At 61.9% G+C, this 26,199-nt stretch carries 23 protein-coding genes and 1 pseudogene; 8 read left to right on the top strand and 16 right to left on the bottom strand.

Annotated features, from left to right (window positions below):
- Positions 1-212: 212 nt before the first annotated feature.
- A complete protein-coding gene (locus tag OUZ52_RS14790) occupies positions 213-1,637 on the top strand; it encodes a carbohydrate porin (protein WP_266159244.1) in 1,425 nt (474 codons plus the stop codon).
- A gap of 121 nt (positions 1,638-1,758) precedes the next feature.
- Here OUZ52_RS14790 and OUZ52_RS14785 read toward each other — a convergent pair whose 3' ends face one another.
- From OUZ52_RS14785 to OUZ52_RS14740, 10 genes are all read right to left on the bottom strand, one after another.
- Positions 1,759-2,709, bottom strand: a complete 951-nt coding sequence (locus OUZ52_RS14785) for a DUF2167 domain-containing protein (protein WP_266159243.1) — start codon at positions 2,707-2,709, stop codon at positions 1,759-1,761.
- 38 nt (positions 2,710-2,747) lie between these two features.
- On the bottom strand, positions 2,748-3,212 hold the full coding sequence (locus tag OUZ52_RS14780) for a hypothetical protein (RefSeq protein WP_266159241.1): 465 nt from the start codon (positions 3,210-3,212) through the stop codon (positions 2,748-2,750).
- A gap of 189 nt (positions 3,213-3,401) precedes the next feature.
- Positions 3,402-5,324 (bottom strand): DUF3300 domain-containing protein, encoded by a 1,923-nt coding sequence (locus OUZ52_RS14775; RefSeq protein ID WP_266159239.1) that lies wholly within the window; start codon positions 5,322-5,324, stop codon positions 3,402-3,404.
- A 499-nt stretch (positions 5,325-5,823) separates the two neighbouring features.
- Positions 5,824-6,234: a hypothetical protein gene (locus OUZ52_RS14770; RefSeq protein WP_266159238.1), complete on the bottom strand. Its 411-nt coding sequence runs from the start codon at positions 6,232-6,234 to the stop codon at positions 5,824-5,826.
- A gap of 124 nt (positions 6,235-6,358) precedes the next feature.
- Entirely contained in the window at positions 6,359-7,738 is a 1,380-nt protein-coding gene (dbpA, locus tag OUZ52_RS14765; protein WP_266159237.1) for an ATP-dependent RNA helicase DbpA, read from the bottom strand.
- Between the two features lie 453 nt (positions 7,739-8,191).
- Positions 8,192-9,622 carry a DUF2867 domain-containing protein gene (locus tag OUZ52_RS14760; RefSeq protein WP_266159235.1) on the bottom strand — a complete coding sequence of 477 codons (1,431 nt, stop codon included), beginning with the start codon at positions 9,620-9,622 and terminating at the stop codon, positions 8,192-8,194.
- A 49-nt stretch (positions 9,623-9,671) separates the two neighbouring features.
- The gene (locus tag OUZ52_RS14755) at positions 9,672-9,992 is read right to left on the bottom strand and encodes a metalloregulator ArsR/SmtB family transcription factor (RefSeq protein ID WP_266159234.1); all 321 of its coding nucleotides are present in this window, start codon (positions 9,990-9,992) and stop codon (positions 9,672-9,674) included.
- 96 nt (positions 9,993-10,088) lie between these two features.
- Positions 10,089-10,808 carry a pseudouridine synthase gene (locus OUZ52_RS14750; protein ID WP_266159233.1) on the bottom strand — a complete coding sequence of 240 codons (720 nt, stop codon included), beginning with the start codon at positions 10,806-10,808 and terminating at the stop codon, positions 10,089-10,091.
- 87 nt (positions 10,809-10,895) lie between these two features.
- On the bottom strand, positions 10,896-11,657 hold the full coding sequence (locus OUZ52_RS14745; RefSeq protein WP_323135354.1) for an ABC transporter permease: 762 nt from the start codon (positions 11,655-11,657) through the stop codon (positions 10,896-10,898).
- Positions 11,629-12,594: an ABC transporter ATP-binding protein gene (locus OUZ52_RS14740; RefSeq protein ID WP_266159231.1), complete on the bottom strand. Its 966-nt coding sequence runs from the start codon at positions 12,592-12,594 to the stop codon at positions 11,629-11,631. The genes OUZ52_RS14745 and OUZ52_RS14740 overlap by 29 nt, the downstream gene beginning before the upstream one ends.
- A gap of 91 nt (positions 12,595-12,685) precedes the next feature.
- Here OUZ52_RS14740 and OUZ52_RS14735 point away from each other — a divergent pair, with 91 nt between their 5' ends.
- Together OUZ52_RS14735 and OUZ52_RS14730 are read left to right on the top strand one after the other, a co-directional pair.
- Entirely contained in the window at positions 12,686-13,432 is a 747-nt protein-coding gene (locus tag OUZ52_RS14735) for an FAD-binding oxidoreductase (protein ID WP_266159230.1), read from the top strand.
- A gap of 233 nt (positions 13,433-13,665) precedes the next feature.
- Entirely contained in the window at positions 13,666-14,052 is a 387-nt protein-coding gene (locus tag OUZ52_RS14730; RefSeq protein ID WP_266159229.1) for a hypothetical protein, read from the top strand.
- Positions 14,053-14,107: 55 nt separating this feature from the next.
- On the opposite strand, the gene OUZ52_RS14725 is transcribed toward OUZ52_RS14730, so the two are convergent.
- The 4 genes from OUZ52_RS14725 to OUZ52_RS14710 form a co-directional block, all read right to left on the bottom strand.
- A complete protein-coding gene (locus tag OUZ52_RS14725; protein ID WP_266159228.1) occupies positions 14,108-15,163 on the bottom strand; it encodes a fimbrial protein in 1,056 nt (351 codons plus the stop codon).
- Positions 15,160-17,955: a fimbria/pilus outer membrane usher protein gene (locus OUZ52_RS14720; RefSeq protein ID WP_266159227.1), complete on the bottom strand. Its 2,796-nt coding sequence runs from the start codon at positions 17,953-17,955 to the stop codon at positions 15,160-15,162. Before OUZ52_RS14720 ends, OUZ52_RS14725 begins: the two co-directional genes overlap by 4 nt.
- Positions 17,952-18,692 carry a fimbrial biogenesis chaperone gene (locus OUZ52_RS14715; protein ID WP_266159226.1) on the bottom strand — a complete coding sequence of 247 codons (741 nt, stop codon included), beginning with the start codon at positions 18,690-18,692 and terminating at the stop codon, positions 17,952-17,954. Before OUZ52_RS14715 ends, OUZ52_RS14720 begins: the two co-directional genes overlap by 4 nt.
- An 85-nt stretch (positions 18,693-18,777) precedes the next feature.
- Positions 18,778-19,317, bottom strand: a complete 540-nt coding sequence (locus OUZ52_RS14710; protein ID WP_266159225.1) for a fimbrial protein — start codon at positions 19,315-19,317, stop codon at positions 18,778-18,780.
- A gap of 478 nt (positions 19,318-19,795) precedes the next feature.
- On the opposite strand from OUZ52_RS14710, the gene OUZ52_RS14705 reads away from it, so the two are divergent.
- From OUZ52_RS14705 to OUZ52_RS14685, 5 genes and pseudogenes are all read left to right on the top strand, one after another.
- Positions 19,796-20,404, top strand: a complete 609-nt coding sequence (locus OUZ52_RS14705; protein WP_266159224.1) for a hypothetical protein — start codon at positions 19,796-19,798, stop codon at positions 20,402-20,404.
- Entirely contained in the window at positions 20,397-20,594 is a 198-nt protein-coding gene (locus OUZ52_RS14700) for a helix-turn-helix transcriptional regulator (RefSeq protein WP_266159223.1), read from the top strand. The genes OUZ52_RS14705 and OUZ52_RS14700 overlap by 8 nt, the downstream gene beginning before the upstream one ends.
- A gap of 6 nt (positions 20,595-20,600) precedes the next feature.
- Positions 20,601-22,202, top strand: a pseudogene (locus tag OUZ52_RS14695) (alpha/beta fold hydrolase).
- A complete protein-coding gene (locus tag OUZ52_RS14690) occupies positions 22,199-22,933 on the top strand; it encodes an ABC transporter ATP-binding protein (RefSeq protein ID WP_266159221.1) in 735 nt (244 codons plus the stop codon). The pseudogene OUZ52_RS14695 and the gene OUZ52_RS14690 overlap by 4 nt, the downstream one beginning before the upstream one ends.
- Before the next feature lie 2 nt (positions 22,934-22,935).
- Positions 22,936-24,138: an ABC transporter permease gene (locus tag OUZ52_RS14685; RefSeq protein ID WP_425493856.1), complete on the top strand. Its 1,203-nt coding sequence runs from the start codon at positions 22,936-22,938 to the stop codon at positions 24,136-24,138.
- 61 nt (positions 24,139-24,199) lie between these two features.
- Here the strand turns inward: OUZ52_RS14685 and OUZ52_RS14680 are convergent, their stop codons facing one another.
- The gene (locus OUZ52_RS14680) at positions 24,200-25,471 is read right to left on the bottom strand and encodes an MFS transporter (protein ID WP_266159217.1); all 1,272 of its coding nucleotides are present in this window, start codon (positions 25,469-25,471) and stop codon (positions 24,200-24,202) included.
- A 110-nt stretch (positions 25,472-25,581) separates the two neighbouring features.
- On the bottom strand, positions 25,582-26,199 hold a 618-nt coding region (locus tag OUZ52_RS14675), incomplete at its 5' end, for an AAA domain-containing protein (protein ID WP_266159216.1).

Below are 26,199 nucleotides of genomic sequence, written 5' to 3'. Positions count from 1 at the left end.
CGCAACTCAGCATGCGCCGACGCCTTTGGCTGGGTGTGCTGCGTGCTTACCTGGCGGCTGCGCTGATCATGACTATCGTCAAGGTAGTTCAAATGATGTTGACCAAACACTCGTAATTACAGACGTCTATTCACTTAACCACGCACTCGTCGTCACGACGAGTGCGACGGGTCTTTGTTGCTTTTTTTTTCACGGATTTTCAGGGGTTCTTTATGTTCAAAATGTCCACATTCCATAAGCGCAGTGCGCTTTGCCTGGCCTTGATCGCCAATGGTTATGGCGCCACGGCCCAGGCCCAGGCTGTTGCGCCTGATGCGGTTGTTGTTGCGGAAGAAAGCCGTGTGCCGGTGCCTGCCCGTACCGCGCAGGCATCCGACGACATGGACAGCAGCGAGGACCGTTGGAGCGCGCATGCGCAAAGCACCTATGTCTGGCAGCACAAGAACGCATTCAGCGCGCCTTACACCGGGCAACAAAGCCTGGGTACCCAGCCGGCTCACAGCTACACCTTCACCTTTACCGCCTATCTCGGCGCGCGCTTCTGGCCAGGCGGCGAACTGTACGTCAATCCGGAGGCGGTGCAGGGCTTGCCGTTGTCGGGTCTGTTCGGCCTGGCCAGTATCCAGAACGGCGAGATCCAAAAGAATGGCGGCACCACGTTGCGCGGCTACTACGCCCGGGCCTTTCTACGGCAAACCTTTAATCTCGGCGGGGAGACCTTTCATGTCGATGCCGGCCCGAATCAGCTAGCCAGCAATTATCAGCGGCAACGCCTGGTGATTACCGTCGGCAAGATCACCCAGACCGATATCTTCGAGAAAAGCAGCTACGCCAATGATCCGCGCACGCAGTTCTTGAATTGGGCGCTGATCACCCATGGTGCTTGGGACTACGCCGCCGATGCGCGCGCGTACACCATCGGCGCGGCGGCTGAACTTTATTGGGATGATTGGGCCGTGCGTGTGGGCCGCTTCATGGAGCCGAAGGTGGCCAATGGTCCCAAGCTCAATTATCAGATCGGCCGCTTTCACGGCGATCAGTTCGAACTCGAACACGATCACAAGATCGGCGATCTGCCGGGCCTGGTCCGCGTCATGGTGTTTCGCAACCGAGCCTTTGCAGGCAGTTACCGCGACGCGGTCAATGCGGCGTTGCTCGACGGCAGCGTGCCGGATGTGACCAGCGTGCGCAAAGACTCCAGCAAGACGGGTTACGGCCTGAGCCTGGAGCAAAGCCTTACCGACGATATCGGCGTGTTTGCCCGTGCCAGTTATGCCAACGACAAGGTCGAAGAGTACGCCTTTACCGAAATCGACAAGGCGGTGTCCGGCGGTGTGTCGATCAAGGGCACGCGCTGGCAGCGCCCTGATGACACGATCGGTGTCGGCTTCTCATCGGCGGGTTTGAACCGCGACCATCGCGACTATCTCGCCGCGGGCGGCATGGGTGGTTTTCTCGGCGATGGGCAGCTAGCGCACTACGGCCGCGAAAAGGTGCTGGAGGTCTATTACAACTACCGTGTCTGCAAGGGCGTGCAATTGACGGCAGATTTTCAGCGCATTACCAACCCAGGTTACAACACGGATCGGCAGGGGCCGGTGCAAGTCATTGGCGGGCGGCTGCATGTGGAAATCTGAAGCCTGGGCCGGGCGCTGACTGGCAGGCGTGCGGCAGGGCTGGCCTTGGGATGAGTATTTGGGCACGGGCTGACCCCACCCAACCTCCCCCTGCTCGCAGGGGGAGGCGTTATTCGGAGGCTTAGTTGCTCTTGTTGCGCTTGAATAGCTTGGCGAAGAAGCCGCCTATCGCCGCAATGCCGAGGATCAGGAATTTCTTCAGGCCGAGCAGCAGCATGCCGAGCTTGGCGAACAGGCCGGCCTTGGCGGCAATGCCGCCAGCGACCAGCGCGCCAATGCCATAGGCGGCGAGCTTATCGGTGCCGGCGTTGTAGTCGGCGTAGCGCTGGCCCTGGTCGAACTCGGTCATCTCCAGCACTTGCGGCATGTCGGCGCGAACCTTGGCCAGCTGGTCGATCGGTGCCACTGCGTTGAGCGACAAATAGCCTTGACGCCCGAGTACGCGAATCGAGTAGTTCAGGGTCTGGCCGTCATCGCTGCCATCGGCGTTCTTGAACTTCAGGTCGCGTGCCCAGTACAGCTTGTGCGACGCGGCGTCGTAGTGCGGCGGCTCAGCCCAGCCGACCAATTCGATCGCCGGATAGCCCTGCTTGAGGCGCTCGGGGTTGGCTTCGTCGGCGCCTTGTTTCATGTCCTTGAGCATGTCGTTGTAGTCGATCTTGGCCGCATCGGCGTCAGACACATAGCCCTCGTCGGTGTAATCGACGACGACGGCCCAGGAGTCTTTGTCCAGCAACACCTTGGGATCGGTGCTCGGCAGGATCATGCCCAGCACATCGCTATCGGGCGGGTTGCCCCACAGCTCATTCAGTACGCGTTGCGCGTCGGCGGCGCGCAGAAAGCTGTAGCCAGGTGCCAGCTTCAGTGTGGCCTGTGCCTTGCTGATGCTGACCGTGCCGGTTTGCAGTTGCAGTGATTTGAGAAAGGCTTCGGTCTTGGCCGACTCGCCCTTGCTCGATTCGTCGGCCGCGGCCGGGGTGGCAGGATCGGTCGCGGTAGCATTCGCCGTGAGCGGCATCAGCGCGAAGGCGGCCAGCAGGCACAGGGCTGGCAGAAGGCGGGGGCGTGTCATGTAAAGTCCTATCGTCCGTTGAACAGGGTGGTGGCAAATCAATGGGTGGCGTTCTCGGCGAGCGTCAGCGTGAAGGAGTCTTCCGCGGCCTCGACCGACACCACGTAGTTATGTTGCAGCTTCATCATCAGCTGAGAGCCTTTGACGGGATCTTTTTCCAGGTCCACCTCGGACAGGATGATTTTTCGATCGGCGTCGACCACGTTGATCACCTGGTAGCCGTGTGCACGCGCGTAGTTCTCCACCCGTTTGATCACGGCGGCGGGCGCCAGCTTGGTTTTGGCGATGTAGTTGAAGTTAACCAGCCGGGTGGTATTGAAGCCGGGCTCTTCCTGGCTATTCAGCCATTGGGTTACGCCCAATTCACTGGCCGGGACGAACCAGGCTGGATAGGCGGCCGGTGCTTTGTGGTTATAAAACGGATTGTCTTGTGCGGCTGCCGCGGTAATAACGGCGACGGACAGCACAAACGCAGCCAGCCGGCTGCCGAAGCGTAAACGCATGAATAGTCCCTTGGATTTGCCGCCGCATAATAATCTACGTGCGCGTAGTGCGCATATTACGGAGGTTTTATTGACGGCAGGCTTACGCGCTTGCTGTCTGTGGCCGTTTATGGGGCCGTGCCGGCCGTCCAAAAAAAGCCCGGCCATCGCTGGCCGGGCTGGGTGTTCACGCTGACCTAGTTGGCGCGCTTAGTGCGTTTCGTCTTTCTTCGGGTGGTGCTGCGGTTCTTCGGCTTTGTGCTGTTGCGGCTGTGGTTGCGGCTGCGGCCGGTTCTGCTCCGGCGGACGCGGGGCAGGCGGCGGTGGGGCCTGGCGCGGTGGCGGCGGCGGAGCTGCCTGTGGCCGTGGCAGCTCCTGCTGGCGCGGCGGAGTGGGCTCGAAGCGGGTTGGCGCCGGCGACTCGGTCCTCGCTGGCGGCTGAAACCTTTGCGCCTGTTCATGCTCGACAGGTTGCGGGCGCGGCGGTTGCGCGGTGGGAGCAATGGGGTGCGGCATCGGCATCGGCCGCTGCTGCGCGGGCGGTTGAGCCACGTTCTCATGCGCCGCAAACGGGCGGTTGTTCGGCGCCTCATTGTGCGGCGCGGGTTGGCTCGGCGGCATGCTGTGAGGCGGCGGCGGTATCGCGGCCTGATGCGCAGCCGCTGGCGCTGCCGGTGGCGGGGCGCGGAAGTTGGCTACAGGGTGTGGCGCGACCGGCGCAGTCGCGGCCATCGGCGCGCCCGGATGTGCCCCGTTGGCCATCATGGCGGGATTTCTGGCGCCATTGAAATTGGGCATGGTCATCATATGAGCAGGCTGAGCCGGTGGATTGGGCTGCGCTTGCGCGGCGACCGCCGGCAGCGGTGGCCTGGCGAGGAAATTGCGATTGGCGCCTGGCTGATTGCTGCCCGGCTGGTTAGTGATGTTATTAGTTACATTGCGGGTTTGGGTCAGCGGATTACTGCTGTTATTAATATTGTGGACACTGTTGTTGGTATTGACGCTGTTGTTTGTATTATTGACGGTGCTGCTATTGTTATTAATGGTGCCGCTGTTATTTACCGTGCGATTATTGTTGTTGATGTTGTTGGTAATGTTATTGGTGGTGTAGTGATTAACCACGGTGGTCGAGCGCGAGACATAGGTCTGATTGTTATAGACCACCGCCGGGCGCTGCCAGCCACCGCCACCGCCGTTATAGCCACCGTTGTAACCGCCGTTATAACCACCGCCGCCGCCACCCCAGTTCATGCCCCAGGAGTGCCAGCCGCCGCCATCGTGGTGATGTTCGAGCAGTGCCCCGACCACAATGCCGACACCAAAGCTCAGCGCGCCTGCCGCCACCATGTCGCCGGTGCTGTAGGACGGCCGCACGTAGGTGTAGCTGGGATAGGTCGCGATCTCTCCGCCGTAGACGGTTTCCGGGTCGTAGCTCGGCACGTAGACGGTGTCTGGTTGTGCGGGTTCGATCTCGATGACGCGTTCGGGCGCGGGTACTACGGACGGGCCGGAGTACACGCGCGGGTAGTTGTCGTCCTGCACATAGGTCGGCTCCGATTGCGGCGGCGGCGGGGCGGCGACCGGTTGCGTGTTGATTCGCAACTGCGCTGAACTGCGCAGGCTGCCGTGCGAGCTGGCGCGCTGGCGCATGACCTGGATGGCGTTGAGCACATCGGTGGGGTCGTTGACGTAGGCCTCGCCGAGCGCCTTGGTCCACTCGGCGTTCTGGGCCATTTGATCGAGCACCGAGGGAAACTGAGTAAGCCCCTTGACGCTGGTATCCCAGGATTGCGGATCGACGGCGGCCTGTAGCAAGGCGCCCTTGAGGTTGGGGTTTTGCGCCAGCAGGTTGTCCGCGGCGGTGATCTGGTCCGGATAGGTCGAGCCGGCCAGCACTTGCGCCACCAACTTGTCGGGGAACAACGCGATCGGTGCCACCATTTGATACAGCTGGTCGGCTGACGGCGGCGTATAGGCTGGCGGTTGCGGTGCCGCGTTGGCTACCGGTGCGGTAGAAGCAGGAGCGGGTGTCGTGGTCGGGGCTGCTGGCTGCTGATTGCAGGCGGCCAGGCCTAGCGTGCCTACGCAAAGGCTCGCGCCAAGTGCCATGCCGATAAAACGTTGGGTACTCACAGGATTGACTCCGTGTTGTGGCGCAAGATAACAAAGTTTTAGGTAATTTCTTGCGGAATAAATGCGAGTCGCAAGTAAATGCAGTGCATGTTTTCTGTTAATAGAAAATAACGTTTTCAACGTAAATTTTCCTGCCTCCCTTGATGGCCCGAGTATGCACATGCCTAGACAGTGATAGGCGTAATACCAGGTAAATTCCCCTCATTGCAGCGGATGACATACGGCATGCAGTCAGGTTGACGGCACTCGGCGAAAAAGTGGAATAGAGCAACGCATCACGTATGAAATGCGCTGACATGACTTATGGAATAGATCCGCCATGGCGTGGCATATCGACGTAGCGAGTCGGATGTGCGTAGCGGCAAATCTACGCAGCGATGACGAGGTATCGATGTTGTCGGGATGGATCGAAACGCCTAGAGCCGGCACCGATCGCTGTTACTGACAACCGTGCCGGATAAGCGATCGCCGCGCGCGCGTAGCTGCGCGCGGCATGAGGTCAGCCTGCTTTTGGCAGCAACTCGGCGAAGGCGATGCGGGGGCCGCGCTCGATCCACCAGGCGCCTTTTTCATCGGTGTGTAGTTCACCGGTAGAGAAAAGCTCTTTTTCATTGAACGACTTGATCACCCGCGGCAACGCCTTGGTATCCCGTGCCAGGCACATGACCAGAAAGCAGGGATTACCCGCTTGAATCAGCGCGACATGTTCACGCCGTTCGACGGCGCCCTGGCTGCTGTCATCTTCGGAGGTGTCCGACAGCCAGACGATATCCTTGCCATTGTCTCGACGGCAATCGTCCTGCCAGACGCGCAAGAACAAGGTTCCGTCGCTGGCTCTCACACTGCCCCAGGACCAGCGCGCGCTTTTCAGCGGGGCTCCGAGTTTTTTGAAAAGATCAGATAGCGTCATGGTTCATCCCGGCGTTCTGTTTCAGATGGATCAGAGCTTGAACCTTGGGCGGCATCCTCTCCTGCCTGTCGATAAAGCCAGGAGAGGGTGCGTACGGCGAACGATTTACTTCATGGTGTGGTTTTCAACCGAGCGGCCTGACGCGGAAATTACGGCCCTTGATCTTGCCCGCACGTAGTTGTTCCAGTGCCTTGTTGGCCAGCTCGCGGCGGATAGCCACATAGGCGCGGGTGGCGAATACATCGATCTTGCCGATGGCGTCCGCCTTCAGGCCGGCATCGCCGGTCAGTGCGCCGAGGATATCGCCGGGGCGAAGCTTGTCTTGTCGACCGGCATCGATCACCAGGGTTTTCATCGGCGCCAGGTTTAAGGTCTTGCCCCTGGGCGCGGCGACTTTCAGCGGGCGCCAGGCTAGTGGCGCGCCTAGCAGCTCTTCGATGTTGCTGGCCTTGGGTCGTTCGCGCGGCGTGCACAGGGTAATCGCATGGCCTGATTGCCCGGCACGGCCGGTACGGCCGATGCGATGCGTATGTGTTTCCGGATCGTGCGCGATGTCATAGCTGACGACCAGCGGCAGCGCGACGATATCCAGGCCGCGCGCGGCGACATCGGTGGCGACCAGCACCGAGCAGCTGCGATTGGCGAAGCGCACCAGCACTTCGTCGCGGTCGCGCTGCTCCATATCGCCGTGCAGGGCCAGGGCGGAAAAGCCACGGCGGTCGAGTTCTTCGGCCACGGCATCCACATCACGGCGCATATTGCAGAACACCAGCGCATGTTCGGCGTGCTCACCGGCCAGCAGTTGTGCGAGGGCGTCGATTTTCTGCGCCGGATCGACTTCGTGAAAGCGCTGCTCGATCGAAGGTTTTTCTTCGACCGGTGCCTCGACGGTGATTTCCACCGGTTCGCGCTGCACGCGCTGGCTGACCTTGCGAATCTCGTCGGGATAGGTGGCCGAAAACAGCAGCGTCTGATGATGCTTGGCGATGCGGCCGATGATGTCGTCGATGGCTTCGGAAAAGCCCATGTCGAGCATGCGGTCGGCTTCATCCAGGACCAGCACCTTGATGCCGCCACCGTGCAGGCTGCCGCGCTTGAGATGTTCCTGCACGCGGCCGGGGGTGCCGACCACGATGTGTGGATCGTGCGTAAGCGATGCCAGCTGTGGCCCCAGCGGCATGCCGCCGCAGAGGGTCAGCAGTTTCACGTTGGGGATATTCGCGGCGAGTTTGCGGATCGCCTTGCTGACTTGGTCGGCCAGTTCGCGGGTCGGGCACAGCACTAGCGCCTGCAGGCGGATGGTGTCCGGGTCGAGGCTGTGCAACAGGCTTAGACCGAAGGCGGCGGTTTTGCCGCTACCGGTTTGCGCTTGGGCGATGACGTCGCGGCCTGCGAGCATGGGGGGCAGGCTTTGGGCCTGCACGGGGGTCATTTCGGTGTAGCCCAGGGTCTCGATGCTGGCGAGTAGGGCGGGTTTTAGGGGGAGCGTATTGAACGTGGTCATGCGACATGATCGCATGGGTGGGTGGTTGGGGCGGTTTTGTTGGGTTTTGTGGGTTGTTTTGGATGGAGCGGGCTTTTCGCTTGATTGCTGTTTACGGCGACCTGGCTCGCCTGCGGCGGGCTTTCGGACTCCTGCCGGAGCCCGAGTCACTTTCTCTTTGCGTGGCCAAAGAGAAAGTAACCAAAGAGAAAGGCCACCCCGGTGCGTCGCCCTACGGGGGCGTGAGGGCTGGCCGGACTTTTCGACAGGGCTCCTGCCCTGGCGAAAAGGCATGGGCGTCCTTGCCCATGCCCCTGCGGGTCTTGCCGTCCATCCCTCACCGACGCACAGGGGCGTTGAAGGTCAAAAGCGAAAGGCAACGGCAACGTCAAGAGCAACGTCAACGCCAGTGGCGGTCGTAGGTTGTGTGGGAGCTGGGGTATCGCGTGGCGTCGGCTTTTGCTTTGTCGCTTTCTATGGACTGGTCGGCAGTGGGGTCTGTGGCTGCCTTTCGTGTTGTCGCGCATCGTGCGGTTGGTCGAATGCATGCTCTACCGCCATGCGTAGCATGGCTGGGCTGACGTAACGCCGATGTACTTGCTCGATCAGTGCCATATAGACATGGCCGAACAGGTTTTTGCATTGCACCCGCGTGGCGAGGGTAAATTCGACCCGTTGTCGATCGACGATGCGCACACCGATGCAGGAGCGGAAGCGCAGGTGTTTGTCGTCGGCGCCCAGGATCACTTGGGCGTGGCGGTCACCGGCGTCGATGGATTGATCGAGCACGGGATAGCGCCCGGCAAACAGATGCTGTGGTTGATGGCTGAGCAGCGAAGACACTGGGCAACCCAAGGGCGAGGTGCGCAGCCCCAAGGGGCGCACCAGGGCATTGCGCAAGGCCATCATGCGCGACACGCCGGCCGGCGGGTTGTGGATGAATCCATCGAGCAAGGCGGCAAGCAGTGGGCTGGCGCCGGCATCGGTAAAGCGATCTTCACTCAGGCTGAGCGAGAACATGTCTTGGTGATGAAAGCGCTCATCGAGCTGGCTGCGCAGCAAGCTATCGGCCGGCGGTTGCGCAAGTTGTATCACCGTATGCCGGCCGCCGCTTTCGTGCAGAAATCCGCTGGCGCGACGCCAGCGCGCCCAGGCTCCGCGTAGCCTGCCCATGCTGCTGCGGGCGTATCCGCACAACCGGCTTTGCCAGGAGTCGGGCGCGGCATCCAGGGCCAGCTCGATGGTGGGGATGTGCCGCGGCTCGGCTGTCTCCAATAGTGCGAGTACGTTCGATGGCAATAACTCGGTCAGGGCCGGAATCGTCGCTTCGTTGGCGATCACTTGTTGCCGCAAGGTCTCGGACAAATCGCCGCCCAGTTCATTGGTATGGCACGACAAGGCGAAGAAGGTCGGATGCGCCGAATGCTCGGCCAAGGGTGAAAACTGATGCCAGGTATTGCCGCCAAAGCGCACGGTGAACATGCAATCCGGTGGAATATTCACGTAGCGCAGCGCGTGCAGAAAGCTGGCGGGGTCGCGGGCGATTTGCGCCGGCGATGCGCTGGAGAAGCGCAGCTGCGCACCGCCGCTGCCGGAGATCGCGGTGAATACCCGGTGCCCGGCATGGCGATGAAACGGATGCCCCTTCGCGCCGACGGCAAAGCTGTACAACGATGTGGTATCGCCTTGTTCGAAGTGGGTGCCGGCCAGCTTGGCCGAGGGTTCGTCCAAGGCATCGATGTAATCGTTATGCGCGCGCTGCCGCGATAACGCGGCAGCGTAAAGATGATTGCCCGAGCCATGGCCGAGTTGCGCGATCAGTGACACTTCAACCGGCAGGCCGCCGCTTTGCGAGGGTATCCGCGCGGTGGGAAAGGTCTCGACAACTCGTGCTTGCAACGACATCGCGCAATTCCTGTTGGCAGCGGTGGTGCGGGGTAGGGGGCGGGTCAGCTCAGGTGCTTGGTTTCAGCGACGCCCGTTTGCGCGACTCGCGCTTGAGCGCACTGGCGACCGGGCAGATCTCGAAGGTAAAGCTGGTGAGGGTATTGACCAGATTGTCTTTATTGAGGCGGTAGAACACGAATTGGCCGCGGCGCTCGCTGTGAACCAGACCCGCGGTTTCGAGCACGGATAGATGCCGGGAGATGGCCGGTGCGCTCATCTCGAAGCGGCTGGCGATATCGCCGGCGGTGAGTTCTTGCGCGGATAGGTAAGCGAGGATCTTGCGGCGGGGCTGCGAGGCCAAGGCTTCGAAGATACGGTCGGCAGTCATTAGCTTTTAATCAATTAACACAATAGTTAACTATTTAAGCCCGGCTCGCTGCCTTGTCAAGTGCCGTGGGTTACCGAGGGTGTCTTGAGCGGGTGTTTACCACTGCGTGCGGTTGGGCAGCAGGCCTTTCAGTTCCACGTCGGTCAGGTTGCGCCATTGGCCGGGCTTCAAATGCCCGAGCTTGATGTTGACCACGCGCACGCGGCGCAGCTGGGTCACGCGGTAGCCGAAGGCGGCGGCCATCAGGCGGATCTGCCGATTGAGGCCTTGCGTGAGCACGATGGCAAAGCCGAATTTGGCGATTTTGCGCACGCGGCAGGGCTTGGTCATCTGGTGGTGAATACGCACGCCTTTGGCCATGCCGCTGAGAAATTCGTCGGAGACGGCTTTATTCACCGCGACCAGGTATTCCTTTTCGTGATTGTTCTCGGTGCGCAGGATCTCGTTGACGATGTCGCCATTGCTGGTCAGCAGGATCAAGCCTTCGGAGTCTTTATCCAGCCGGCCGATCGGAAAGACCCGCTGCGGATGATCGACGAAATCGACAATGTTGCCGTCCACCGTGCGATCGGTGGTGCAGGTGATGCCGACTGGCTTATACAACGCGATATAGACGGCTTTCTTCGCGGCCGGTGTAGCGGCGAGTACGCGCGCGCGCACGATTTCGCCGTCCACGCATACCTCGTCGCCCTCCAGCGCCTTGGCGCCGGTGGAAACGACTTCGCCGTTGATGGTGACGCGGCCGGCGATGAGCAGGTCATCGGCTTCGCGGCGCGAGCACAACCCGGCTTCACTGATGTATTTGTTGACGCGCATAAAAGTAGATACCGCCCGGCCGCAGACTCGGCCATTGAAAAAGTCCCTCCCTTGGCGAGCCAGGGAGGGAGTGCAGGCCCTGGCCCGTTACGAGCGCAAGCCGATGCCGCGCTTGAGCAGGTGCAGCGCGACAAAGGACAAGCCGGCCACGAACACCAGCATCACCACGAAAGACTCGACGATGGGCACATCCGAGGCGCCGAGCACGCCGAAGCGGAAGGCATTGACCATGTAGAGAATCGGGTTGACCAGCGAGATGCTGCGCCAGGGCTGACCAAGCAGGTCGATGGAATAGAACACGCCACCGAGGTAGGTCAGCGGGGTCAGCACGAAGGTCGGCACCAGCGCGATGTCGTCGAACTTTTTCGCATAGACCGCGTTGACGAAGCCGGCCAACGAGAACACCGTCGCGCCGAGCACCACCGACAGGAAGGTGATGATCGGGTGGACCACGTTCAAATCGGTGAAGAACAAGGCAATCAACAGCACCAGCGCGCCGACCACCACGCCGCGCACCACCGCGCCGATCACATAGCCGAGCAGGATGACCCAGTTGGGCATCGGCGAGACCAGCATTTCTTCGACCGCGCGGCTGAACTTGGCGCCGAAGAACGAGCTGGAGATATTGCCGTAGCTGTTGGTGATGATGCTCATCATGACCAGGCCGGGCACGATGTACTGCATATAGGTAAAGCCGTGCATCTGGCCGATGCGGCTGCCGATCAGCTTGCCGAAGATGACGAAATACAAAGTCATCGTGATGGCCGGCGGAATCAGCGTCTGCGTCCAGATGCGCATGATGCGCATGATTTCGCGGCCTTCATGCGGCTTTCTCCTTGACCACGCCATTGCGGCCGTTCTCGACCAGCCGCACGAACAGCTCCTCCAGGCGGTTGGTCTTGTTGCGCATGGAGGTGACCGTGATGCCGTGCGATGACAGCGCGGCGAACAGCGAGTTGAGATCGTGCGAACGCGACATTTCCGCTTCCAATGTATGGTCGTCGACGCGACGCAGGGTCACGCCGGGCAAGGTGGGCAGCTCACCGGGAACGTTGGCGACGTCGAAGACAAAGGTTTCCACGTCCATGGTCGCCAGCAGGCGCTTCATGGTGGTGTTCTCGACGATGGTGCCGCGATCGATGATGGCGATATTGCGGCACAGCTGCTCGGCTTCTTCCAGGTAATGGGTGGTGAGAATAACCGTGGTGCCGGCGGCGTTGATGCCGCTGATGAACTGCCACATGGAGCGGCGGATTTCGATGTCGACACCGGCGGTGGGCTCGTCGAGGATCAGCAGCTTGGGCTCGTTCATCATCGCGCGGGCAATCATCAGGCGGCGTTTCATGCCGCCGGAAAGCATGCGCGCCTGATCGTGCGCCTTGTCCCATAGGCGCAGCTCTTTAAGGTATTTCTCCGCGCGCTCGATGGCGATCTTGCGCGGGATGCCATAGAAACCTGCCTCATTGACGCAGATGTCGAACGGCTTCTCGAACTGGTTGAAGTTGATTTCCTGCGGCACCAGGCCAATCAGCTGCATGGCCTTGTTGCGCTGTTTGTTGACCGAGACGCCAAACACCTGGGCGTCGCCTCCGGTGGAGTTCACCAGGGAGGAGAGGATGCCGATCAAGGTGGATTTGCCTGCCCCGTTGGGGCCGAGCAGGGCAAAGAAGTCGCCGGGCTGTACGGTCAGGCTGATGCCCTTGAGGGCCTCGACACCGTTACCGTAGGTTTTGCGGAGGTTATCTACGACGAGCGCTGGAGCCGAATCTAGGGAAGGAAGGGACATGGGCTGCACCGAGGGGGCTAGCCCTCTATTATAGCGGGCCATTCACAGCCTTCCGGTTCTGCCGGATGCACACATCGTTTCCGGAAACCCCATGGCCGATCATTTCACGCTGCGCCTCGTCGACAGCTTCATGCTTGCACCGGCGGTGCGTCACCTGGTGTTCGAGCGGGTCGATGGCCAGCCGCTGGCCTTTATTCCGGGGCAGTTTCTGCAGGTGCATTTCCACTACGACGACGGCACCGCGACCAAGCGCAGCTACTCGGTCGGCACCGTGGGCGACGGCAGCTCGCCGGTGCAACGCATCGAGATCGCCGTGAGCTATGTGGATGGCGGTGCCGCCACTCGGCTGCTTGGCGGCTTGCAGCATGGCGAGACGATCGAGGCCAGCGGCCCGTATGGCCGCTTTTGCCTACAGGACGCCGACCGCCACCCGCGTTATCTGCTGCTAGCCACCGGTACCGGCGTGACCCCGTATCGCGCCATGTTGCCGCAGATCAAGAACCTGCTGGCCGCTGGCGAGCGCGAGGTGGTGCTGTTGTACGGTGCCCGCAACGAAGGCGAGCTGCTCTACGGCGAGGAGTTCGAAGCATTCGCGCAGGGCAATCCCGGCTTTACCTTCCACGGCTGCCTGAGCCGCCAGGCTCGTGCGCTGCCGCGCCCCGGCGATCGCTCCGGTCACGTACAAAACGTGCTGGCGGAACTTGGCCCCAGCGCCGAGCGCGACATTGCCTACCTTTGCGGTAACCCAAACATGGTCGATGCCGCTTTTGCCGCCCTGAAGGACTTTGGCTTGCCGGTGCCACAGATTCGCCGCGAGAAATATATTTCTTCGCGTTGAACGAGGCGGCTGAGCGACATGGCTCGCTCTCCCATAGCGATATCAGAGCCAGCCCAAACCGGAGGGTTTGGGCATAACTGACTGATTTTTCGTAAAAACAGCCGTTTGGCCGCGCAAGCTGTGACGCCGGTCACGTTTTTGTGTCGCGCCGAGGATTCCATTAAAGGCCAGCGCTGAGTTGCCGATAAATCCTGAAAGTGCCTAGCCATGTTGCTGGTGCAGTAGGGGGCGGTATGACCGGCTTGATTCGCAAGATCCTGGTTGTTTGCGTGTTAGTCGCGGCGTTTGCAGCGCCGTCCCAGGCAGTGGCAGCGGGCGGACGAATCGCCTTTTCCGGCGCCATTGTCGAGCCCACTTGTGGTGTCGGCAGCGGACCCATGGCAGCGATTGTCGCTGCACCGGTCAGGGCTGCATCGGCACAGTCGCTGGGCCGATTTGTCTGCGATAGCGGGGCAGGCCGCTCGGCCACCGCGGCGGTACAGCCGTATGCCCTGAGCGTGGTGAATATCGCCAGTACGCCTTGGGCGGCGGATCGCCTGATCGGCTACTTCGCCAACTATGTGAAGGCCGCCGGGCAGAACCAGGCCGACCTGCAACTGGTTACCCAGACCTACGAATAAACCCTGCTCGCAACCCCGGTCCGGGTGCCGCCGGGCCATCCGCGGCGGCCGATCTCTATTGGTAAGTGAGATTGAACGTGGCCGTGGCCTTGACCTGGCCGCTGCCTACCGGCGAGCCGGTGCGGTAGTACTGCGCGAAATAAGGAATCGACAGGGTTCCGTTAGGCGTGGCGCCAAGCGCCTGCGCGGTATTGAAGGTCACCGCGTTGTAACTGCCGTTGAGCAACTGCACGCCGACATTGGCGGCATAGCCGGTGCCCGTCGTGGGGGCGATGACGCCGGTGGCGGTGCCGGGGTTGGCGGTGGTCATGGTGATGGAGGCATTCGCACCTGACTGACAGGTCAGGTTGATCTTGAAGGCGGTTCTTCCGGCCGACGCACCGACCGTGGCAAGTGCGTTGGTGCTGATCTGTGGCAGGGTTACGGCGAGATTCTGCGAATCCATATTTACGCTGCAGGCGACCATGCTGACCGAGGTGCCGGCGTTGAGGGTGAGGCTGCCGATGGCGCCGGAGCTGGCGGTAATACCGTAGATGTACCAGTAGAACTGCATCAGCTGGACCGAGTTTACCGAGCCGGCGGTGACTGGTCCGGTCTTGACCAGCTGCGCGGTGAAGGTCTCGCTGACACTGCCGGTGTAGTTGTTGTAGTTGGGTGCGGTCACTGCGCCGGCTTCAAAGCCGGGCGTGCTGCCGGGGCCGCAGCGAAGACAGGCGTTATCCGAGGCCTGGATCGGGCTGGCGGTCAGTTTCAGCGCGATGCCGGGTACGTTGGTGGCGTAGGCGATACCGCCGCCGCTGGGCGGGTCGGTGGCGTCGGGCGGGGCCAGGTTACCGGCCTGAATCGTCGCGGTGCGGCCGAACGTGCTCCGGTTGTAGGGCAGGCCGCTACAGGTGAAGGTCACGGTGATCTGCGTCGGTGAGCCCAGCAGGGTGCCCACCGGGGTGTTCGGCATGACGCTGACACTGGGCATGCTGAAGGCGCCTGCCGAGGCGGTGCAATTGGTCGATTGCGCGACTGCGCCAGGCACCCAGCCTAAGCTGCCGGCGGCCAGTAACAGCCAGGCCAGCCAGTAAGCGAATCCCACGGGGCGCAGGTGGCGACGGATCATGTTCCATTCCTTCTGGTCTGCGCGACAGCGTCGGACTGTGGCGTGCAGGTGGCTTCGATCTTCTCGTAGGTATCGGTTGCGCTGGCTTTCTTGCCTGGCGGTAATTGGTAGGAGAACGAGCAGCTCATCGGTGTCTCGTCGTCGTTCTTCCACTGTACGCTGAGCTGGCCGCTGTCTTTCACGCCGCGCACCAGGATGCGCCCCGCCTGACCGACCACGCCCAGGGTGTGGTTCTGCTCGTCCAGCACTTCGGCGCCGAACGGAACCGACTGGCCATTGGCCTGGCGTACCCGCACGATCAACGAGCGCCCGCTTGAGGTCTTGAAGCTCACCATCACCACCGAGCCAAGATGCGGTGCGACCTGGGCACTGGTGGCATCCATCTGCACACTCAGCGGCAGGCCCTTGGGATCGATCTGCACGGTATTGAGGTTGTACGGGGTCAGGAACGGCACCAGCGCATAGCCGAAGCGGTCAATGCGCACGCCGGCCGCATTGAGCACGCGCGCACCTTGTGCATCGGGCGCGACGACGATGGCCACGGTGTCGCCCATCGGCTGGCCGAAGGTGATGCCGCCTGGATGCGCGACGATGCCGCCGGAGAGGCCGAACGACGACTGCGAATAGTTGCTGCCCTTGCCGTAGCTCGCATTGAGCTGCGCATACGGGCTGCGGTAGCCACCGTATACCGTGCCGGAGTTACCGCTGCCACTGCCGCCGGTGTCGTGCGATGCGGTGGCGCCATAGCTGAATTGGTTGTCGGTGCCGGCGGTACCGTTGAGCATCAACTGATCCAGCGTGCGCCCGCTGCCGTCATGGTTGACGCTGGCGCCGAACATCGGCGCATGCACGCTGTTGCCCAGCGGCACCGTGAAGCTGGCGAAAAACTGATTGCTGTAACGGCCCAGGATATCGCGCACGCGGGTGGCCGAAACGCTGTAGCTGAAATGGCGGAACGTATTGTTGTAGCCAAGCTGGAATTGCACGTCGGTGCCGTTGCGATTCCAGTAATCACGCGCCGAGGCGGTGGCGTACAAGGTGCCGCCGCGTTCGCCCAGATGCTGGTTCAGGGTCAGGTCGAAGCGGCTGCGCTGGCGATCCAGCTGGGTGGCGAAGGGCGTGAAGCTGTTCGAGTTGGTGCCGAGTGCCTGCCGCTGTGCCGGCGTAAGCACGCCGGGCAGCAAGGTGCCGTTGACGGTGCCGATGCCGCTCAGCTCGGTGGGATCGACCACGCTGTAGCCACGCGCATAGTCGCGCGCAGCCAAGGCATCGCGAAGGCCCAGATAGCCGCTGGTCGAATAACGGTAGGTGGCGACGGTCAGCGAGGTGTTGGTGTCCGGCAGAATCTTGCTGTAGCTCAGGCGCACGCTTTGACCGGTTTGCGTGGAGTGGCCGGGAATCTCGGTGCGTGCGGCGGTGAGATCCATCGCGAACGCACCGTAGCGCGTATTCAACGCACTGCCGGCAAGTGCGGCGGCGTAACCATTGAAAGCCACCACACCGGCATAACCGGTGAGCAGATTGTTGAAGCCATGCTGCAAGGTGGCCTGCACCAGAGCGGGGTGCGCATGCAGGCTGGTGTCATGCAACTCACCGGCCACCAGCGAGAAACGGCTGACGCCCGGGCGCAGTAATTGCGGCACCGAGGCATAGGGCACGGTAAAGCTGCGCACGCGACCGTCGGCTTCGGTGACGCTGACATTGAGGTCGCCGCCGTAACCGGTGGAGTACAAATCGTTGATGGTGAACGGGCCTGGCGACACGGTGGTTTCGTACAGCACCACGCCGTTCTGGCGCACGGTAACCCGGGCATTGCTTTCGGCGACGCCGCGCACGGTGGGCGCATAACCGCGCAGGGAGTCCGGCAGCATGCGGTCATCCGTCGCCAGCTGTACGCCGCGCACGCTGATGCTGTCGAACAGGTCGCCGCTGGTATAGGAGTCGCCCAGGGTCAGCTGCGCGCGCAGCGAGGGAATATCGCGGCGCAGATAGGTATCGATATTCTGCCAATGCTGACTCGAACGGCTGCCCGCCGTGCCCGACTGCCACAGCATCGTCGAGTCGTGGCGCAGGCGCCACGCACCGATATTCAAGCCGGCATTCAAGCCCAGGAACGAGGAGGTCTGGCTGATCCCGTTGCTGGTGCTGTGGTAGCTGTTGAAGTTGTAATTGAGCAGGCCGGCGTTGACGCCGTTATCCCAATATTCGGGGCTGACGTAGCCGCGTGGGCGATAACCCATCCACGCCTGCGGCACGCTCATGTCCACGCGCAGATTCGGTTGATCGAACACCACTGTGGCGCTGGGAATCAATTGGCCCAGGTCGAGGCACGATGTTCCGCCGGCCAACTGCGCCTGCTGCTCCGCCGAGAGCTTGTTCAACGGCAAGCCCAATTGCTTGAACAGCTCTTGCGTCACACAGGCGGTGGCGCTGGCATCGGGCGTAGCGGCGGCAAAGCGCACATCGCTGCGGCCGACCCAGACATTGTTGAGATAAATATCGGTGCGATAGACGCCGGGCAATACCGGATTGCTGCGCTCGAAGCGCGAGATATCGCCGGTATTGCGGCCCGCGCCGGAAAGCAGGTTGCGGTCAAAGCTGGCATCGACCGCTGCGGAGGCATCCGCGCCGGAGGGTGCTGCGGCGCCGGTGGCCGCGGCGGCGGGAGCGGCCAGGGTCAACGCCGGCAGGCCAGCCAAAACGCTGGCGATAGTCAGGCACAACAAACCGTGACGGCACGCGGAAAAACCGCGTGTGCGCCGGGCACGGTCCAGTGTGCGCCGCGCCATCATGGCGCGATCGTGGCCGTGAAGGTGGCAGGTGCGCCAAAGTCATTGAGTGCGGTGAAGCTCACCGGGGTGCCGGCGGCAGGCTTCTGGGCCAATCCCGGCAGCGGCAGGCGCAGCTCGGCCATCGGCGCGATCATGCCGGTGTCGACGGTTTGCGGCTTACCGGCGATGGTCAGCGTCAGTTCGGTAAGGCTGACGTGATACGGCGTCGGGTTGTGGATTTCCACGGCAAAGCCTTTGCCGTCGGCGACCGCTTTCCAGGTCAGCTGGGCCGGTGCCTTCAAGGGATCGCCGGGCAGATTGGCGGGGCGGTAAAACAGTTTCAGCCGCGAACGCAGCGAGAGCTGTAGCAGGTTCTGGCCTTGGGCGGCGCCGGTCGGCTTGGGCGGCACTTCCAGCACGTTGAGCCAGAACAGGGATTCGCGATCGGCTGGCAATTGTTCGTGGGTATAGACGATGCGCAGGCTTTGTTCTTTCTTCGCGTCCATGCGGAACATGGGCGGGGTGATCAGAAAGGGCACATCCACCGTATCGGGCGTGGAGTGCGCGTCGCCGCGATCGATCCAGGCCTCGACCAGCACCGGCAATTCGTTGTCATTGGTGAGGCGAACGGTGACTTCGCCGTCTTTCGCAGGGAACACCACACGGGTGCCGCCGATCAGCACATTCGCGTGCGCGCTGGTGGCATAAAGGCAACAAGCCAACAGGCCCACGCCTAGAGCGCAGACAAACTTCCTCATGGAAAAACCCTCATGACTTCATGGTGCGGCCTTCATTGGCCGCGTCGCGCCGGAGCGCCTGGCTCCGGCGCACGCTTCATGCTGCTTACTGGTACTGCATCGTGAACTGCACGCTGGTGTTGACGCTGCCGGCGCCGGCGGCGGCGGTGGCGTAGTACTGGGCGTAGTAGTTCAGCGTGCCGGCGCCGCTGGTCAGCGTGCCCTGGAGGGAGTTCTGGGCGGTGCTGCCGCCAGCCAGGTTGATCACCGACTGGTCGCTGTTGAGCAGCTGTACTTCAACGCCGGTGGCGCTGCCGGTGGCGTTCTTCAGGTTGCCGTCGGCCATGATGGTCGGGCCGGTTTCGAAGAACGTGGTGGCCTTGGTCAGCGCGCCGCAATTGCTCAGGGCGATGCTGAAGGGCGCGCGGCCGGCGACGACGCCGCTGGCGTACAGCGAGGTGGTCGACACGGTCGGCAGGGTCACCGCGATGGTGGCCGGGCTGGCGGCGCCGTTGATCTTACAAGTCGAGGCGGTCACGGTGCCGGTGATGTTGATCGTGCCGTCCACGGCGCTGGCCGTGCGCGGAGCGATAGCGGCGACGCCGAGGCCGGCAATGACTACGGCTGAGAGAAGGGTTTTATTCATACCTGGGTCCTTTAAGTGGTGTTGGTTAAGGCGGATTCCGACGCATTCCAGGCCAAAACAGGCTGGTGCTTCCTGATTGCGTCTATTTGGCTCCTGGGCAATCTCCCCCCGACTTGCATCGGCCGGCTTTCCAGATCGCACGGGTGGCTCTAAGCAGCAATCGGGCCAAAGCGTGATGAACATCACAAATTTTTCGGCGATTGGTACTTGAGAGACTGTTTTCCCAGAAAAGCCGTCGGCAACTCCACGCGGTTGGGGTCGCGAGGGTCAGTAAGTGACGATATACGTCAGATGCGTCAGATCTTTGACGTGAAATTTTCATTAAAAGCCGGGGAGACGAAAGCCTAGATCATTCAGTGTCAAGGAAGCTTGACATGCCTGGAGTCCCGCACTAGCCTGCGTGTCAAGTTTGCTTGACATGCCTGGATGAGGCTTAGGGGGTTCCGTGGCAAAGATTTCGGTTTCAGATCGGTCGCCGATGACTGAAAAGACTAAGTCGACCTGGGCGACGGATGCCGCAGCGACGCGCTTGCCGGGTCGGCGCTGGTTGCTGCCACTGGCGCTGGTGCTGATCGGAACGGGCTTGCTGTGTCTGACCCGCGATGAGCGTTGGCTGCATGGCTTGGGCGGGGCACTGCTAGGGCTGGCCATGGTGCTGGGCTACCTAGACAAGATGGTCCGCTCCGGCCCGCGCCAGGTGGATAAGCGTTACCGGCGTGAATTCACCGCGGCGATGACTGCCTACGTGCTGACGATGCTGTTTGTCTGGCCGTTGCAAAAGCAAACCGACCAGACCTGGGTCGTGGCGCTGATCGCGCTGCTGCCGATGCTGCCGCTGAGCTTGCTGATCCGCGCCATGGTGCGTCTGGTGCTGGGCAGCGATGAGTTGCAGCGGCGACTGCATCTGGAGGCCTTGGCGATTGCCAGCGGGGTGATCGGCTTGCTCAGCATGGCTCTGGGCTTTCAGATCGCCGCCAAGGTCATCACGCTCGACGGAACCATCTTGTTCATGGTCTATCCGGGGCTGTGCTTTGTGTATGGCCTGGCGCGCTGCTGGACTGAGTGGCGGTATCGCACGAATGAATAATCGGGTACGCGAATTGCGCGGCGACAAGGCGTGGTCGCAGGCCGATCTGGCCGAGCGCCTCGATGTTTCGCGGCAAACCATCAATGCCATCGAAACCGGCAAGTACGACCCCAGCCTGCCGCTGGCTTTCAAGATCGCGCGTCTGTTCGAGCAGTCGATCGAAGCGATATTCGAACCAGGAGAGGAGTGATAACGCATGGTCATCAAGGGACGCACCGCGCTGCGCATAGGGGTTTTCGCGCTAGCGCTCGGCCTGCTCGGGTGGAACTACTACCGCAGCCAGAACAAGTCGCCGGCGGCAGACCCCACTACCACCGAGCCTGCTGTCGCGGCCGGCAAGCCGCTAGCGCCGGCTAAGCCGGTGACCTGGCAACTCGGCTCACTGACCTTGACCGCATGCGAATTGGGGCAGCCGAACAGCGGACTTTCCAGCGCGGCCTGGTGTGCGGCTTTTCAGGTGCCGGAGAACCGCGATGATCCGGCCAGCCGCAAAATCGCTCTCAAGCTGGCGGTGATTCGCAGCAATGCACAGGTCGCCAGCCGCGACATGCTGGTGCTGCTTGCCGGTGGTCCGGGGCAGGCGGCGACTGAATCCTGGCCCGCGGCGGCCGCTGCCTTGCAGCCCTTGCTGGCGCATCGCCATGTTCTGTTGCTGGATCAGCGCGGCACTGGCGGTTCGAATCCGCTCAATTGCCAGCCCGACACGAATGCCGAGCAAGCCAACGAGGTGGACGACAGCGGCTTCAACCCGGCCAAGCTGCGCAGCGAAGCGGCTCGCTGCCTCAAGCAACTCGATGGCAAGGCCGATCCGCGTTACTACACCAGTACCATCGCCGTGCAAGATCTGGAAGACCTGCGCCAGGCGCTGGGCACGCCTGCACTTGGCGCGCCGACCTTTGACCTGGTCGGCGTGTCTTACGGCACCCGCATGGCGCAGCAATCTGTGATGCATCACCCCGAGGCTATACGCAGTGTGGTGTTGGACGGTGTGGTGCCCAATACCTTGGTGCTCGGCGAGGATTTTGCGCAAAACCTCGATGCCGCGTTGAAAGCACAGTTCGCCCGCTGCACCGCGGACGCCGCATGCAAGCAGCGTTTTAGCGACCCCTATCAAACCTTGTATCAGCTGCGCGATGCGCTGCGCGCGAATCCGCATGAGGTCAGTTTTCGCGATCCGCAAACCTATAAGACCGTAAAGCGTCCGCTGGACGAATACTCGCTGGCCAGCGTGGTGCGCATGTTTGCTTAGTCGCCACTCACCGCGGCGTTGCTGCCGCTGTCGATCGACGCCGCCGCGCATGGCGATGTCGGCCCGCTATTGGGGCAGGCCAAGCTGCTGTCCGGCGATCTCGCCGACACCATGAACGGCGGCATGCAGTCGTCGGTGATCTGCAGCGAAGACGCCGATTTGCTCACCCCGCGCCCGCAGGATGCACACAGCATTCTCGGCACCCGCATGATCGATAGCCTGCAAGCGATTTGCTCGGTCTGGCCCAAGGGCGCGCGTCCGGCCGACTTCCATCAGCCGCTGAAGACCGACAAGCCGGTGCTGTTGCTGTCCGGCGAATTCGACCCGGTAACCCCACCGCGTTATGGCGACGACGTACTGAAAGGCTTGAGCAACGCCCGCCACCTGCTGGCCAAAGGGCAGAGTCATAGCGTGATGGCCGCCGGTTGCATGCCGATCGTGCTTAAAGAATTTATCGAAGATCTCGCGCCAGACAAACTGGACGTGAAATGTCTGCAGCGGATGCAGGCCACGCCGATCTTTATCGACTTCAACGGAGCCACGCCATGATCGAAGCGAAGGATCTACATAAAGCCTTCGGTACGGTAAAAGCCGTCGACGGCGTCAGCTTTCGCGCCCGCGACGGCGAGATCACCGGCCTGCTCGGCCCCAATGGCGCCGGCAAGACAACGACCTTGCGCATGCTTTACACCTTGATGGCGCCCGATCGAGGCCAGGTACTGGTCGATGGCATCGATGCCACGCTCGAGCCGCTGGCCGTGCGTCGCCAACTCGGCGTGCTGCCCGACGCACGCGGCTTATACAAACGGCTGACCGCGCGCGAGAACATCGATTACTTCGCACGCCTGCACGGCCTGCCGGAAAGCTTGCTGAAAACACGCCGTGAAGCCTTGATCCAGACCCTGGAAATGACCGACATCGGCGATCGGCGCACCGAGGGTTTCTCGCAAGGCCAACGCGTAAAAACGGCGATTGCACGCGCGCTGATCCACGACCCGCGCAATGTGATTCTCGATGAGCCGACCAATGGGCTGGACGTCATGGCCACCCGCGCGTTGCGCCAGTTCATGCTGCAGCTGAAGGCCGAAGGGCGTTGCGTGCTGTTCTCCAGCCACATCATGCAAGAGGTGGCGGCGTTGTGTGATCGCATTGTGGTGATCGCCCATGGCCGCGTGGTCGCGGATGAATCGCCACAGGCCTTGCGCGAGCAAACCGGTGAAAACAATCTAGAGGATGCCTTCGTGAAAATCATCGGTAGCGACGAGGGCCTCGCCGCATGAGCATGCATACAACTCCTGCGCCGATTCGCAGCCGTGCGCTGTTCACGGTGTTCCTCAAAGAAGTGCGCGAAAACCTGCGTGATCGACGCACCTTGATCAGCGCCTTGCTCACCGGCCCCTTGCTGGGACCGCTGGTCTTCGTGATGTTGATCAACGTGTCATTGCAGCGCCAGTTCGACAAAATCGACAAGCCATTGCCGGTACCGGTAATCGGCAGCGAATACGCACCGAATCTGCTTCAGGCGCTCAAGGCCGGCGGAATCGTGCCTGGCCCTGCCATCGCCAATCCCGAACTCTCGGTGCGCCAGCAAGAGAACGATGTGGTGCTGCGTATCGCGCCCGATTACGCCAGCTCCTGGCGCAAGGGCGAGCCGGTGCAAGTCGAGCTGATCTACGACTCGTCGCAACGCGATGCGAACCCCGCGGTGGAGCGGGTCAGTCAGCTGGTCGAGACCTATGCACGCCAACAAGGTGCGATGCGCCTGGTCGCTCGCGGCCTGTCGCCCGGCACCGCCGTGCCGGTCAGCGTTGCCCGCCGCGATCAGGCCACCGCGCAGGCACGCGGGGTATTGATGTTCGGCATGCTGCCGTATTTCTTTGTCCTCACCATGTTTATGGGCGGCATGTATCTGGCTATCGATCTGACCGCCGGCGAGCGCGAGCGCCAATCGCTGGAGCCGTTGTTTGCCAACCCGGTGCCACGCTGGAAAATCCTGCTCGGCAAGCTTGCGGCTATCAGCGTCTTCTCCACCGTCAGTTTGTTGATCAGCCTGGTTGCCTTCAGTGTCGTCGGGCACTTTGTCCCGGTTGAAAAACTCGGCATGGAGTTGGAAATGGGGCCGCGCTTCGGTGCCCATGTGTTGTTGATGGCCTTGCCGCTGATCGTGTTGCTGGCGGCTTTGCAATCGATGGTCGCGGCTTTTGCCAAAAGCTATCGCGAAGCGCAGAGCTATCTTTCGCTGCTTATGCTGGTGCCGATCATTCCGAGCGCTTTGCTCAGCGTGCTGCCAATCAAAGCGCAAGACTGGATGTATGCCGTGCCGCTGCTGGGGCAACACTTCGGCATCATGCAGCTATTGCGCGGTGACAGCCTTAGCCTGCATCAGCTGGGTCTGTGCATGGCGGGTAGCGCTGCCGCCGCCTTGCTTGCCGTGCTGATTACCGCCCAGCTTTATCGCTCCGAACGACTGGCGATTTCCAGCTGATCTGCCGGCTTGGCCTTCACCGCTCAGGATGACCGGCGAGCGCGTTGAGCGCGCGCGCCGATCAAGCTGTTTGCGAGACGGTCGCAGATTCAACCACCGGCTCATCCGATTGCAAACGCTGGCGTCGCCGTAAGCTGGGAAACATGACCATCCACAAGCCGACCACCACCAGCGTGCCGACACCGCCGACGACGCTGGCGCCGACGGCGCCGAGCCACGCGGCAAGCAGGCCCGATTCAAACTCGCCGAGCTGATTGGAGGTGTTGATAAAGATGCCGTTGACCGCACTGACCCGGCCGCGCATGGCGTCCGGTGTATCGAGCTGCACCAGCGATCCGCGGATCACCATACTGACCATGTCGAAGGCGCCCAGCGCAAACAGCGCGATCAATGACAGCCACAGCACAGTAGAGAGCGCGAAGATCACCGTGGCGGCACCGAAGCCTGCGACGGACGCAAACATGATGGCCCCCACGCCGCGCTGCATGCTGTGTTTGGCCAGCCAGAACGACATCAACAAGGCGCCCACGGCTGGCGCGGCGCGCAACAGGCCCAGCCCCCACGGGCCGGTGTGCAGAATGTCCTTGGCGAAGATCGGCAGCAGGGCGGTGGCGCCGCCCAGCAGCACCGCGAACAGATCGAGCGAGATCACCCCGAGTATGTCTTTGCGCTCGCGAATGAAGTGCACGCCGGCAAACAGGGTTTTCAAGGTGGCCGGCTCGCGTTTGGGCGGTGCCTGCTCGTAGCGCAGCTGGCCCATCATGGTGGCGGCGATCAGGTACAGCACCGCCGAGACGGTGTAGACCACGCCGGGGCCGGCGATATAAAGCAAGCCGCCAAGCGCAGGCCCCATGATCATCGCCGCCTGCAACGCCGAGCCGTTCACCGCCATCGCCCGCGGCAATAAACGTGGCGGTACCAACGCCGGCACCATCGATTGCATCGACGGCGATTCAATTGCCTTGGCGGTGCTGATGACCAGCATCAGCGCCAAGATGCCCGTCTCATTGATCGCATGCAGCAAGGTCAGGATGGCCAGCAGGGTAATCGCCGTCCATTCGGCGATCTGCCCGAATAGCACAATGCGCCGGCGCTCGAACTGATCGGCGATGTGTCCCGCGGGCAAGGCCAGTAACACCGAAGGGAAAAACTGCACCAGGCCGATCAAGCCAAGGTCGAGCGCACTGCCCGTCAATGAATAAATCTGCCAGCCCACCGCGACGGCCAGCATTTGAAAGCCGAAACTGGAGGAGACCCGGGCGAACCAGAAGGCGACGTAAGCGCGATGATGAAACAGTGAATCTGTCGAAGCGGGTAAGGCCGGTGACGACATGAGTGTTCCCGAGCGGATTGCCGCGATTATCCGACGCCAGGTCCGGTCTGGCAAAGACCGCCCATGACATCGCTGCCGCGCTGGAGCCTGAGGCGCGACAGCGCCATTTCTTACGTCGGCATCAGTACCTCATGGTGATCGCTGCTGGCGGGCGGCTGCTCGATCTTGGCCAACATGCCGTCGGCGATATCGAAATAGGCGCGAGTGCCCCAAAGCCGCTGGTCGCCAAGGATGTAGACATGCTTCTTGGCGCGGGTGACGGCGACGTTCAGTAGATTCGGTTTTGATGTGGCCCAGTCGATGGCGCCACGGCGCGTTTCATCGCAACCCAGGACGAAAAAGACGATATCGGCTTCTTTCCCCTGGAAAGTGTGGACTGTGCCGATGCTGGCCCTGGACCATTCATTCAAGTTCTCCGGGACCGGCAACTGCTTGCCGGCCAGCGCTTGCTCCCAGGTTTCTTTCTTGCCGAGCAAGGCGACAAGGCCCTCTTTCACTTCGCGGAAGGGCGTGATCACAAAGACCTTGGGCATGTTGGCGCCATGCTCGGCAAAGCCGTGGCCGTAGAGCGCAATCAGCCGATGCAGCAGATATGTGCCCTGAGCATCGATGTACTTCGTGCCGCCCAGGGCTTGGCCCACGACATGCCACCACGCGCTTGGGCCAAGCACGGGGTGAGCGGTGATTTTGTCATCCTTCGCATGTTTCATCCGATCGCCGTAGGCAAT

The sequence above is a fragment of the Dyella silvatica genome (genome assembly GCF_026283955.1).
Classification (GTDB): Bacteria; Pseudomonadota; Gammaproteobacteria; order Xanthomonadales; family Rhodanobacteraceae; genus Dyella_C; species Dyella_C silvatica.
This window is presented reverse-complemented; position numbering and strand designations above follow the sequence as displayed.